Genomic DNA, 11,993 nt, shown 5'->3' with positions numbered 1-11,993 from the left:
TGAGCAATTTGAAGTAGGGTGTAATTAGGCCCTACTTCAGTTACAACAGACAAAACAATAAAAATAAAGGATATAGCTGATGTCCATACACGCTTTATTAGCCTGCTTTAGTTTTTATTCTGCGGTGTATTTAATTTACCGCTTTTTCGCGATTCAACCTGAGCCTCTCTACTTGGTATTTGCGGTAATACTTTTTATTTGTTCTTGGCTGGTTATTCCAAATCACAACAATCGAAAGCGTCGTGAATATGACCAGACAATGCGCATGGGCTGGGATTCGATTTTCTTTGACCCGCTGATATTTTGGTGGCGTTTATTCATGTTCCCTATTCGGTTGATCTTTCGCTTTTGGCTACACGATTAAGCAATTTCTCCAGTACTTTGTGGCTTGACCTTAAACAGCTTTTTTACCAAACTGCATCAAAAGACTTATGGTTATGTTTACTTAAATTACAATAACTTACATATAAAAAATCACTCTTATTCTCCTTATCTATTTCCAAGTATCTAAGCTTTTGTTTTATTAATTTTATTTTTTCAGAAAATAGCGACTAAATTCACATTTTAAATGCGTAGTTTTGTACTTTTGGTTTTTTTTATATCCTGCCTGAGCGCTTTGAAAGCTACTAAAAAAACTCAAAGGATTGAACACCATGTTAACGTTACTTGGCCTAGGTATGATCATTTGCTTTATGTATTTGATTATGTCACGCCGAATGAGCCCCCTCGTGGCACTCACCTTAATTCCGCTGTTATTTGCACTCATTGCATGGTTAATGGGTTTTTACTTCGATAGCCTTTCCCATATTCAAATCCATGAAATTGGCGAAATGATGCTAGAAGGTGTTAAAAAACTGGCGCCTACAGGCATTATGCTGTTATTCGCTATTCTGTATTTTGCCATCATGATTGATACAGGATTATTTGACCCTTCCGTTAAATTTATTTTACGCCTCGTTAAAGGTGATCCTCTCAAAGTTGTCTTAGGCACCATTACTTTAACTATTATTGTATCGCTTGATGGCGATGGCTCGACCACCTATATGATTTGTGTGGCCGCAATGCTTCCCCTGTATCGCCGTCTAAATATGAGTCCACTAATTATGGCCTGCCTGATGATGCTCTCAAGTGGCATCATGAATTTATCTCCTTGGGGTGGGCCAACCGCGCGTGCTGCCAGTGCCTTACATGTCGACCCAAGTGATGTATTTATTCCTATGGTTTTACCAATGCTCTTTGCAATTGGTTGGGTGTATTTCTTGGGTTATATGTATGGTCGTATGGAGCGTAAGCGCTTAGGTATTATCGAACTCGACATCAGCCATGGTGACAATATTCAGATTTCGAGTAATCCAGAAGCCAATCGTGCACACCTGCGCTGGTTTAATGGGCTATTAACTGTTGCGCTGATGATCTGTTTAGTAATGAATGTACTGCCTATGCCTATTTTATTTATGGTGGCATTGTGTATTGCGCTGGTGGTCAATTACCGCCAAATTGACATGCAAAAGCAGTTGGTCGCACATCATGCAGGAAGCGCACTGAATGTGGTTGGAATTATTTTTGCTGCGGGTATTTTCACAGGTATTTTGGCTGGAACAGGCATGGTGGAAGCTATGTCTAAAGAGTTAGTGGCTATTATTCCCACCAGTATGGGGCCTTATTTAGCACCCATTACCGCGATTATTAGCATGCCAATGACCTTTTTTATGTCAAATGACGCTTTTTATTATGGGGTACTGCCTATTTTATCTGAAGCTGCTATGCACTATGGCATTGAACCTGTAGAAATGGCTCGTGCATCAATTGTAGGGCAACCCGTACATTTGCTTTCTCCACTCGTCCCTTCAACTTATTTACTCTGTGGCTTAGCAGGTATTGAATTTGGTCAGCATCAACGCTTTACGATTCTGTGGGCCATTATTACTTGCTTAGTGATGCTGGTCTCTGGTTTAGTTTTTGGCATGTTCCCATTTTATTCCTCATTAAGTTAAAGGCCTTGTCTTAACTACAACATCCAAATCACAAGCCATAAAAAAGCGCCAAATGGCGCTTTTTTTGTTGATCAATTTATCAGTGTTTACTGATCAAGGCATCTAGCAATGCTTGATAATGAATTGAAATATCATCTTCTAAAATCGTATAGGCATTATCAAACTGCACCATTGGCCAACCTTCTTTCCAAAATGGGAAAATGTTATGCAAATCATGAGTGACTGTTGCATCTTCACGTACAATAGCTTGGGCAACTTGTGACAATACCTGTGCAGTTTCCGCACCATCGACAGCCATATAATCAATACCGCGTACTTTTAAAATACGAATACGGTCTTTTTTATAACGAATTTTTTTGCTTTGCGCTTCGTTCAAATTTAAAGCTAAAGTTACTGCTTCTACAAGTTTATCTTCAAAAGACTGGTGAAGTGCGACCAATGCCTGCTTGTGCGATTCTTGACGGCCAGCTTTACCCCCATTACGGATGATTTGTGCTGCCTCAGTATTTAAAACATCATTTTTCATCGATGTTAAAATATCTAAAATTTCGATATCGCTTAAAGATTCAGGAGATTGACCAGCCATACACTGCCTTTACAAAAATGCTTAAAGCAGTATTTTCTCATATTCAGCTTATAAAAAGGGAAATATCTTTCATTGCACTCTGCTTTTTACATAAGAAGAACTACTTGCTGAATAAAAAAATTGCTCACCTTTATGAAAATTGTTTTATATTGAAGCATCTTCAAATCATTCATTTTTTCCATGCTTAAAATCCCACAGGCTTTGCTGTATTTAGAACAATTAAAGTCACAATATCCTGCAGCATTTAAGCGTAATTTTCTTTTTTACAGCCTAATTAAAACCAAAGGCTTAATCGATGAAATTAAAGAAATCTTGCCTTGGTTACTAGCAGCCATGATTTTTGTTTCAAGCAGTATGGTGCTTGGAGATTTTTTACAAAAACAATTTACGACTTGGAGTGAATTCCGAGCTGAAGGCATTGCGGTACTCGCAATCATGATTTTTTTCATGCTGGTATGCCCTCTTATTATTAAGCAAATGAAGCACAGCTCTATTTCAATGTATAAAAGTGTACGTCATACCCCCATCAAGCTGACTGTGCTAATTATTTTGCAAGCCCTAAATATTGCCTATATAGAAAGTTCTTTTTTACAGGCTTTACTGTTTTTCTTTGCACTGAGTTTTGGCTTTGTTAAATTTTACAAAGAAAACTTATTCCGTTCAGATTCTGAATCAACTGGCTATTTTTGCTTACAAGAAATCCGCCGTGTGAATTACTGGACCTATAAGCAAATATTAAAAACCAAGCTCCGCTTACGATTGAGCAAAAGTCAGTCTGCTCAGCATACAGCTCTCTCCCAGCAGTTAAAACAAATGCAGGACTTACATTTAGAAACCCTACATTTTGAACATAAATTATGTAAAAGCATTAAACATATTGATATTGATGCGTATTTAGAAGAAATGAGCAAATAAAAAACTGGGCTAAACGCCCAGTTTTTTATTACAAATTTAGGCTTTAAGCACTCTTTGCAACCGAAGCTATAGTTTTTAGGTTCAAATCCAATGACACCGCTTTGGCTGTTGTATTATCTATTTGGTAGTTTTTACTTTTTACAGTATCCACAAATACCCAATTGGCATTTACAGCAGTTTGATTAAATTCGACCAGCAAATAGCCCCGTTGATTCAAATTACAATATTGCAATTCATCTATTAATAAGGCAAAAGCTTGTTCAAAGCTGTGTAAGTCTGCTGGGCTTATTTGCAAATACTTTTCCATCCCTGGTGAAGACACCGAGCTGGTCGCTAATTCAATACCTGTCTGCACTCCATTTTGTGCATATAGGGTTGAATACCACGCATTATGTGTGTCTCCAGCCAAGACCACAACTTGCTTCTTCAGCTGTTGTAACATGCCATACAGTACTTCACGCTCATAGGCATAACCATCCCAAGCATCTAAATTATAAGGCAATACAGATTTAATCCGTGTGATTTGCTCTACCGTTAATTTTGAAGGATCTGTCAAATATTGAATTTTAATCGCAGACAATTCTGTAATCATTTGCTTAATTGCTGCTAATTCCGCGGCACCAGCTGTACCACTTTGCACTTTGGCTAAAATAGATAAAATCTCTGCAGGTATGAGCATTTTGGCCATTAAAACCTGTTGCCCCAATACATTCCATTTTGCTTGAGAATTGGCAAGTGATGTATTTAACCATGCCAATTGTTCAGCACCCATTAATGTGCGCGAACTGCTGTATAAATCAGATGCAAATTTAGTGCTGTCTAAGCCACCTACTGCTGTCATGTAGGTGGCATAATCGAGCTGTTCACTCCGTGCCAAAATACGTGTATCAAGCATATTTAACTGTACTAGATTGCCATAGTTAAACTGTCGGTAGATGTGCAAATGATCTTCTGCACTTTTTGCACGAATAGGCATCCATTCAAAATAAGCTTGCAATGCCGCCGCTTTTCGATCAGCAAAACTGCCTTCATTGGCTTGATGGTTTTCGGCACCATTGAACCATGCATCATTACTTAACTCATGATCATCCCAAATCACGACAAACGGATGGCGCTGATGTAACACTTGTAAATCTGGATCTAAGCGATACAAAGCATAGCGCTTACGGTAATCACTCAGATTCAGAATTTCTTGAGTGTTATCTAGTGCAAATTCACGGCCTAAAGTTTTAGCGTCTTCTGTGGCGTAGCCCCCTTGACCATATTCATAAATATAATCACCTAAATGCAATACAGCATCTACATCCAGTTTAGCCATTTCTTTATATACATGAAAATAACCCGCTGGATAGTTTGAACAAGAGCATACTGCAAAACGCACCTTTTCCAGTGCTGTAGATTGTTCTGCCAAAGTTTTGGTCTGCCCCACAGCTGAAACAACCGAACCAAATTTAAAACGATAATAATATGTTTGATTGGCTTTTAATTTATCGGCATCCACTTTTAGCGTAAAGTCATACGCACTACTGGTTTGAGCCTTGCCTTTGTTGTGTATATTTTTAAATTCTGGATCTGTGGCAATTTCCCAATCCAATTCCAAACGTAAACTTGAATCTGCGACCGTCACACGTGTCCACAGTATGACTTTATCTTGTAATGGGTCACCACTCGCGACCCCATGCAAAAATTGTAATGCAATTGCATTAGATGAATCTGATGTATCACTACTACCACAAGCAGTTAAACCTATAGGCAATGACACTGCACCGACCCCTGCCAATGCACGCTGAATCAATTCACGTCGATTTAAAATGGGTTTCATAAAGATTTCCTTTTTTACACAAAATAAGAAATCTGTATTTCAATTTCATCTCAGACACGTGAAAATTTGATTAAATTTTAGACTTAAGCATATTTATTGGATTTTTTTTAAACATAAACTCATGTTTTGCTTGAAAATAAAGCAATTAGTTATATTTATACTTGCCAAGTTATAATTGCTCCTCTATTATTGCGCTCATGCCCGAGTGGTGAAATCGGTAGACACAGGGGATTTAAAATCCCCCGACCTTCAAGTCGTGCCAGTTCGAGTCTGGCCTCGGGCACCATCCTTCTACTATAGAAATGATGGTACATATAAAGAACCCAGCTTTAAGCTGGTTTTTTTATGCCTAAAATTTAATACATCACTATATAAAATAAAAATCCCAATCTACATCTCTATACATCTTATTATTTTTCTATAAACAGCGCCTATGCCTACAAATTAAGTCCAATATAAATATATAGCCTCTGTTTTAAGCACTTAAACTTAAAAATCAATGTTGAGATAAAAAAAGAGAGCGGATCACCACTCTCTATTTGCAACCAACTCTTCCATTTCTATATCCATATATCCTTCATCTTGTACAACCATCATCATTGCTTCAGCAATATAATCCGCGGCCGTATCATCCAAAGAAGAATCCAAATCCTCAAACTGTGGCTTCATCTTATTGACCAATGAAACAGTTTCATTGGCAAATTGATAAATATCAGTTTCAGAAAGATTTGCTTTCGCTACTTTTTTGGCAAAAAGTACAATCAATTGTTTAACTTCAGCAACCAAGATATCTGGGTAATAATCATCATCAAACATCGGGAGAAGAAGATCTGCAAACATACAGGCTCTCAACACAAACACAATAAGCGAGCTTATATACCATATTGATTAAATTTCGCCAAATGAATCTCAATAATATTTAACAGGAACAATTCAATATCGAGCTTAAACCTCAGCCAAACGCATAGCATTCCACATTAAAATTGCATCTTTGGTTGCTTTAACATCATGCGCGCGTACCATACAGGCGCCCTGCTGAATACTCATTAAATGAGCCATTACAGACCCCACTGCACGCTCTTTTGCATCGCTTGCTCCCACCGCTTCACCAATAAACCGCTTGCGCGACAATGCCGATAAAATTGGATAGCCCAATGCATTGAGCTGATATAACTCATTTAATAATTTTAAGTTTTGTTGTGCATTTTTAGCAAAACCAAAGCCAGGATCAATCATAATATTTTCAGCTTTTACACCTGCATCTAATGCATCCTGCACACGCTGTGATATTTCGTCCATCACATCAGTGGTTACATCCGTATATTGATCCAAATGATTCATGGTGGTCGGCTCACCACGCATGTGCATAATAATGACTGGAATATTCAGCTCAGCTGCGGTCTCTAAAGCATTCGGGCGGGTCAGCGCACGTACATCATTCCAAATATGCGCTCCAGCATTTACAGCTGCAGATATCACCTCTGGTGAAGAAGTATCAATAGAAATGACGACGTCTAATTTTGCCAACTCTTCTACCACAGGCACAACGCGACGTATTTCTTCTTCTACAGCAACAGCAGATGCACCAGGGCGTGTTGATTCACCCCCAACATCAATAACCGTTGCACCCTCGGCAATCATCTGCTTAGCACGCGCTACAGCTTCATCTTTACCATTGTGTTGCCCACCATCGCTAAACGAATCAGGTGTCACATTTAAAATGCCCATTACATGTGGTGTCGACAAATCCAAAGTCAACTCACCACATTTTAAGATTTTATTTGGTAAAGGCATTAAGCGCATACTAAGTCTCCTAAATGAATCTAACTATGTTATCAATTTTGCGTATGCGAAGTCGCCATTGTGCTCATCCAAAAACAAAAAAGAGCCTCACTGAGGCTCTTTTTTTTAAACTTATACAGTTAATGCATTAATTTGCAGGTAACGGTGGTGGTGTCGCTGGACCATCTGTAGGTGTAACATCAATCACTGGATTTTCTGCTACATATACTTTAGGTGGCTGTGGTTCACGACCTTCCATAATGTCACGAATTTGTTCGCGATCAATCGTTTCCCACTCAAGTAAAGCTTTCACCATCGCATGCGCAATATCCATGTTGTTTTCAAGAATATCACGAGCTACGCGGTACTGTTCATCAATAATACGACGAACTTCAGCATCGACTTGTTGTTGTGTTGCTTCTGAAATTGTACGACTACCAATGCTACCCATGAATGATTGCTGAGAATCATCTTCATAGACCATTACGCCCAATTTATCAGACATACCGTACTTCGTTACCATCGCACGTGCCATTTTAGTTGCACGTTCAAAGTCATTTGAAGCGCCTGTCGACATTTGGTTAATGAAGACTTCTTCGGCAATACGACCACCAAACAAAATAGAAAGTTCATTCAACATTTTGTCTTTGTAATGGCTGGTTTGGTCGTGCTCAGGCAACTGCCAAGTCACACCTAAAGCCCAACCACGAGGCATAATAGTTACTTTATGTACTGGGTCTGTACCCGGTAAAATTTCAGCAACAATCGCATGGCCTGCTTCATGATAAGCCGTTGCGCGACGTTCTTCTTCACGAAGTACCATCGATTTACGCTCAGGACCCATATAAAGTTTATCTTTTGCATCTTCAAAATCATGCATATCGACTGTGTTTTTATTGCGACGTGCAGCAAACAATGCAGCTTCGTTCACAAGGTTAGCCAATTGTGCACCAGAGAAACCCGGTGTACCACGTGCTAGAACTTTAACGTCAACACCAGTCGTTGAAGGCAATTTTTTCAAGTGAACATTTAAAATCTGCTCACGGCCCTTAATGTCTGGCAGACCAACCATCACTTGACGGTCAAAACGACCTGGACGAAGTAATGCTTTATCTAGAACGTCTGCACGGTTAGTAGCAGCAATTACGATAATACCTTCATTGCCTTCAAAACCGTCCATTTCTACAAGCATTTGGTTAAGTGTTTGCTCACGCTCATCATGACCACCACCTGTACCTGAACCACGATGACGACCTACCGCATCAATTTCATCGATAAAGATGATACATGGTGCATGGCGTTTCGCTTGTTCAAACATATCGCGAACACGGGACGCGCCCACACCCACAAACATTTCAACAAAGTCAGAACCAGAAATACTAAAGAATGGAACTTTTGCTTCACCAGCAATTGCCTTCGCAAGTAAAGTTTTACCCGTACCCGGAGGACCAACCATTAATACGCCACGTGGAATTGTCGCACCAAGACGTTTGAATTTTGTAGGGTCTTTTAAGAAATCTACAATTTCAACAACTTCTTGTTTTGCTTCATCACAACCTGCAACATCAGTAAATGTTACTTTAATTTGATCTTCTGTCAGCATTTTGGCTTTAGATTTACCAAAGCTCATCGGGCCATTTTTGCCACCAGCACCGCCACCCATATTCCGCATAAAGAACATGAATAACAAAATGATTAACAATACTGGGAAGCTCGCAATCAAAAGCTGCATTAATAAACCTTGACGTTGAGGTGCAGTACCTTCAACAACAACGTTATTTTTAATCAAATTCGGCATCAGTTCAGGATCTTGAACGGCTGGACGAATGCTTTCAAATTCAGAACCGTTTGATTTTTCACCACGGATTCTTTCGCCATCAATCGTGACGCGTTTAATTTGACCAGCATTCACCGCTGCAACAAACTCTGAATAATTCAGCGCTGTCGGCTGATTGCGGTCACTGACGTTGCTGAATATAAGTACCAGCACACCCAGTATGACGAGCCACAATACGGCATTCTTAAAAAGATCGCTCAAAGCTTTATTCCCATTTCAATCTAATTTGATCATGCCCAATACTGGGTGACCCTAATTTAACGCTGCAGATCAGCGAGCAATAATGTAAACCGTACAAAATGCACAATTTTTAAAGCGTTGGCAAGTAAACTTTATTTCAAAGCTTTCTTACGTCCCTGCCCGACTAAAAATACCTCTTTAGATCGAGCACGCGAAGCCGCAGGTTTAGCAGTTTTTAAAACATCGAAACTGTCGACGATCTGCTTACGAAACTCATCAAAACCTGTGCCTTGGAAAACCTTAACAACAAATTGACCATTTGGACCAAGTACTTTGTTCGCAAAATCAAGTGCAAGCTCACAAAGATAAATTTGACGTGGCTGATCTACGGCTTTGTTACCTGAAGTATTGGGGGCCATATCTGAAATTACAACGTCAACTTGGCGTCCATTTAAAATATTTAACAATTTATCGAACACTTCTTGCTCACGGAAGTCACCTTGCAAAAAGGTCACATCTGGTAAGGCGTCCATTTCCAAAATATCAGAGGCAATCACCAAACCCTTAGAACCAACAAGTTTACCTGCAATTTGCGACCAACTTCCCGGTGCAGCACCCAAGTCTACTACCACCATACCCGGCTTAATAAGCTTATATTTTTCTTGCATTTCTAGAAGTTTATAAGCTGCACGAGCACGGTAGCCTTCCTTTTGTGCTTTTTTCACAAATGGATCATCTAAATGCTCTCGCATCCAATCACGACTACTTTTAGATAACTTTTGGTTGGTAATGCGTGTAGCCATAACTCTCTAAATAAAAATAACTTCTAATTTTTTATTGTACGTGAAAAACACACTTTTTGCAGTATGCATGTGTATATAAATCATTACCCAGCGCATGTTTTTTCCAATAAATTACATCGATAAATTGCATAGAATTTACAGCGTTTCAATCTCACTTTTGTTATACTAAGCCGTTTTAAAATTTAGGTTATACTTATGGCGGCTTTATCTATTCAAGAACGTAAACGCTTACGTCAAATTGGTCATGCATTAAATCCAGTTGTAATGCTTGGCGACAAAGGCTTGTCCGAAGGCGTAACTGAAGAATTAAACCGCGCGCTCAATGATCACGAACTGATTAAAGTTAAAATCGTGGCTGAAGACCGTGAAGCACGTGCTGCACTTATTTCTGAAGTTGCTGCAGTGTCTGGCGCTGAAGTAGTACAAACAATTGGTAAAATTGCTTTGCTTTACAAAAAAGCGGCTAAGCAAAATCCAAAACTTTCAAACCTTGTTCGTCACGCACACTTGTCAAACTAATCTCCCTTTATGGCTAGTTTCGAACTCAGTGCCTTTGATCGTCGATTTCAAGCGATTTCTGTCGTTGGCGCAATTGAACAAAAAAGTCCGTATACCTTAAACACAGGTTTTTGGATACGCGACCCTAATCAACTGATCCAATGGCCAGAAGCTTCTGCATCTAATCCGCGTCGTGACTTTCTATGGGAACAGACCTGCTTCGAGATTTTTATTGGTGTGCATGGTGAAGATTTTTACCGTGAAATCAATCTATCTCCCTCCGAAGCATGGCAAGCCTATCAGTTTGAAGAATACCGCTATCCGGAAAATATGCCGCCGCAAGCTACGTATGATATTGAGCTGAACCAATTAAAGCGCACACATTACGGATTAAATGTCAGTCTGGATCTAACAGAATTTATGTTGATTCATAAATTAAAATGGGCAGACCTATATATTGGTCTAAGCGCAGTACTCAAAACTTCTCAAGGTGATCAGTATTACGCGATGCAACACAGCAGCCCACAAGCAGATTTTCACAATAAGCGTGACTGGCTACATCAATTTTGATGAATATCAAAGCACAAAAAATGAGGCAGATTGCCTCATTTTTTTCGCCTAACGTTTAGCTTTTATCACACACAATGCTTTCGCTCATACAAAGCATCATTCAACAGCAACTTATTGCATTGTTAATTTATCTTAGATTTAGCGTATGCATCCAAACTTAATACCAGCACAAATAATAACGCGCATTTAAAACTTAAAATAAAGACAAAAAATGGGCAGTCCCTACCCTACCCATTTTTTCATGCTAACAACCCACTTGAATTTGCTCATTTATACACACAACTCAGCAAACTTCCCTTTCAAGCGAACATCAGCGCAATCTTTTAGCTTTTTAGCGTTGAGTCTTGAGCATCAGCCTTTACTGGGTTCACTTTTTTCCAGGCTTCCAGCGTATGCTCTTTTGAGCGCTTAAACGTTTCTGTAATCTGCTCTTTGTGCTTACCTGAAATCTCAGAGACATCTGCTTTCAACTCTTTACCTAATTTTGATAAATCATCTAACACAGCATTAAATTCAGTTTTAACAAATGTTTTTAACTCGGTGAAGTCTTTTTGCGATGTACCAAAATGACTTTTGAGCAATTCAATTTTTTGCAAAATATCTTGCTTCAATTGCTGTAGCTGACCTTGCACATTTGCATTCAGCACCTTGGCCTCTTCCTGAAGTTTTTCTTTACTATCTACAACGGCCTCTACAGCTTGTTCAGTCGCTTCTTTCGCCACTTTTTCAAGCTTATCGGCACCCTCTGTTGCAATAGACTTCAGGGTTGTTTTCTCTGTACTTGCTTTTTCTTGAGTTGCCATGATTGTTATACCTATAGTTATTCATGAAACCACATATTAGCGATACTTGATAAATTTTAATTTATGATTTGTCAGACAATAATTAATTGCTTACATTTTTCGACAAACAACAAAAAACAAACTTTTTTATGAAATGCAAGCGCTTTATCTTATATATTCACGACTTTTAGAATGGACTTCCAAGGGCTTACTGCGTATAATGC

General features: G+C 39.0%; 12 protein-coding genes and 1 tRNA gene. 6 read left to right on the top strand and 7 right to left on the bottom strand.

Annotated features, from left to right (window positions below; all coding sequences use genetic code 11):
- Window positions 1-79: 79 nt before the first annotated feature.
- Together D9K81_RS02730 and D9K81_RS02725 are read left to right on the top strand one after the other, a co-directional pair.
- On the top strand, window positions 80-364 hold the full coding sequence (locus D9K81_RS02730) for a hypothetical protein (protein WP_120373776.1): 285 nt from the start codon (window positions 80-82) through the stop codon (window positions 362-364).
- Window positions 365-653: 289 nt separating this feature from the next.
- On the top strand, window positions 654-1,994 hold the full coding sequence (locus D9K81_RS02725; RefSeq protein ID WP_120373777.1) for a CitMHS family transporter: 1,341 nt from the start codon (window positions 654-656) through the stop codon (window positions 1,992-1,994).
- A gap of 79 nt (window positions 1,995-2,073) precedes the next feature.
- Here D9K81_RS02725 and D9K81_RS02720 read toward each other — a convergent pair whose 3' ends face one another.
- Window positions 2,074-2,580: a hypothetical protein gene (locus D9K81_RS02720; RefSeq protein WP_120373778.1), complete on the bottom strand. Its 507-nt coding sequence runs from the start codon at window positions 2,578-2,580 to the stop codon at window positions 2,074-2,076.
- 180 nt (window positions 2,581-2,760) lie between these two features.
- On the opposite strand from D9K81_RS02720, the gene D9K81_RS02715 reads away from it, so the two are divergent.
- Window positions 2,761-3,495 (top strand): hypothetical protein, encoded by a 735-nt coding sequence (locus D9K81_RS02715; RefSeq protein WP_120373779.1) that lies wholly within the window; start codon window positions 2,761-2,763, stop codon window positions 3,493-3,495.
- Window positions 3,496-3,538: 43 nt separating this feature from the next.
- Here the strand turns inward: D9K81_RS02715 and D9K81_RS02710 are convergent, their stop codons facing one another.
- The gene (locus D9K81_RS02710) at window positions 3,539-5,317 is read right to left on the bottom strand and encodes an alkaline phosphatase D family protein (RefSeq protein ID WP_120373780.1); all 1,779 of its coding nucleotides are present in this window, start codon (window positions 5,315-5,317) and stop codon (window positions 3,539-3,541) included.
- 199 nt (window positions 5,318-5,516) lie between these two features.
- On the opposite strand from D9K81_RS02710, the gene D9K81_RS02705 reads away from it, so the two are divergent.
- Window positions 5,517-5,603 (top strand) — tRNA-Leu (locus D9K81_RS02705).
- Between the two features lie 239 nt (window positions 5,604-5,842).
- Here the strand turns inward: D9K81_RS02705 and D9K81_RS02700 are convergent.
- The 4 genes from D9K81_RS02700 to rlmE form a co-directional block, all read right to left on the bottom strand.
- Window positions 5,843-6,157: a DUF5713 family protein gene (locus D9K81_RS02700; protein WP_120373781.1), complete on the bottom strand. Its 315-nt coding sequence runs from the start codon at window positions 6,155-6,157 to the stop codon at window positions 5,843-5,845.
- 105 nt (window positions 6,158-6,262) lie between these two features.
- Window positions 6,263-7,120, bottom strand: a complete 858-nt coding sequence (folP, locus tag D9K81_RS02695; protein WP_120373782.1) for a dihydropteroate synthase — start codon at window positions 7,118-7,120, stop codon at window positions 6,263-6,265.
- A 127-nt stretch (window positions 7,121-7,247) separates the two neighbouring features.
- A complete protein-coding gene (ftsH, locus tag D9K81_RS02690) occupies window positions 7,248-9,137 on the bottom strand; it encodes an ATP-dependent zinc metalloprotease FtsH (RefSeq protein WP_120373783.1) in 1,890 nt (629 codons plus the stop codon).
- A gap of 131 nt (window positions 9,138-9,268) precedes the next feature.
- Window positions 9,269-9,919, bottom strand: coding sequence for a 23S rRNA (uridine(2552)-2'-O)-methyltransferase RlmE (rlmE, locus tag D9K81_RS02685; protein WP_120373784.1), 651 nt, complete (start codon window positions 9,917-9,919; stop codon window positions 9,269-9,271).
- 195 nt (window positions 9,920-10,114) lie between these two features.
- Here rlmE and D9K81_RS02680 point away from each other — a divergent pair, with 195 nt between their 5' ends.
- Both D9K81_RS02680 and D9K81_RS02675 read left to right on the top strand, forming a co-directional pair.
- A complete protein-coding gene (locus D9K81_RS02680; RefSeq protein ID WP_120373785.1) occupies window positions 10,115-10,438 on the top strand; it encodes a YhbY family RNA-binding protein in 324 nt (107 codons plus the stop codon).
- A gap of 9 nt (window positions 10,439-10,447) precedes the next feature.
- A complete protein-coding gene (locus tag D9K81_RS02675; protein ID WP_120373786.1) occupies window positions 10,448-10,987 on the top strand; it encodes a DOMON-like domain-containing protein in 540 nt (179 codons plus the stop codon).
- A 323-nt stretch (window positions 10,988-11,310) separates the two neighbouring features.
- On the opposite strand, the gene D9K81_RS02670 is transcribed toward D9K81_RS02675, so the two are convergent.
- Window positions 11,311-11,790 carry a hypothetical protein gene (locus tag D9K81_RS02670; protein WP_120373787.1) on the bottom strand — a complete coding sequence of 160 codons (480 nt, stop codon included), beginning with the start codon at window positions 11,788-11,790 and terminating at the stop codon, window positions 11,311-11,313.
- Between the last annotated feature and the right edge of the window lie 203 nt (window positions 11,791-11,993).

The organism is Acinetobacter chengduensis (genome assembly GCF_003664645.1).
Classification (GTDB): Bacteria; Pseudomonadota; Gammaproteobacteria; order Pseudomonadales; family Moraxellaceae; genus Acinetobacter; species Acinetobacter chengduensis.
The sequence above is the reverse complement of the archived record's forward strand: the minus strand, read 5'-3'. Positions and strand labels throughout refer to the sequence as shown.

What these genes read in the sequence shown, in the direction of transcription:
- D9K81_RS02730 (WP_120373776.1), top strand. Translation starts at nt 80, where the DNA reads ATGTCCATACACGCTTTATTAGCCTGCTTTAGTTTTTATTCTGCGGTG.
- D9K81_RS02725 (WP_120373777.1), top strand. Translation starts at nt 654, where the DNA reads ATGTTAACGTTACTTGGCCTAGGTATGATCATTTGCTTTATGTATTTG.
- D9K81_RS02720 (WP_120373778.1), bottom strand. Translation starts at nt 2,580, where the DNA reads ATGGCTGGTCAATCTCCTGAATCTTTAAGCGATATCGAAATTTTAGAT.
- D9K81_RS02715 (WP_120373779.1), top strand. Translation starts at nt 2,761, where the DNA reads ATGCTTAAAATCCCACAGGCTTTGCTGTATTTAGAACAATTAAAGTCA.
- D9K81_RS02710 (WP_120373780.1), bottom strand. Translation starts at nt 5,317, where the DNA reads ATGAAACCCATTTTAAATCGACGTGAATTGATTCAGCGTGCATTGGCA.
- D9K81_RS02700 (WP_120373781.1), bottom strand. Translation starts at nt 6,157, where the DNA reads ATGTTTGCAGATCTTCTTCTCCCGATGTTTGATGATGATTATTACCCA.
- folP (WP_120373782.1), bottom strand. Translation starts at nt 7,120, where the DNA reads ATGCGCTTAATGCCTTTACCAAATAAAATCTTAAAATGTGGTGAGTTG.
- rlmE (WP_120373784.1), bottom strand. Translation starts at nt 9,919, where the DNA reads ATGGCTACACGCATTACCAACCAAAAGTTATCTAAAAGTAGTCGTGAT.
- D9K81_RS02680 (WP_120373785.1), top strand. Translation starts at nt 10,115, where the DNA reads ATGGCGGCTTTATCTATTCAAGAACGTAAACGCTTACGTCAAATTGGT.
- D9K81_RS02675 (WP_120373786.1), top strand. Translation starts at nt 10,448, where the DNA reads ATGGCTAGTTTCGAACTCAGTGCCTTTGATCGTCGATTTCAAGCGATT.
- D9K81_RS02670 (WP_120373787.1), bottom strand. Translation starts at nt 11,790, where the DNA reads ATGGCAACTCAAGAAAAAGCAAGTACAGAGAAAACAACCCTGAAGTCT.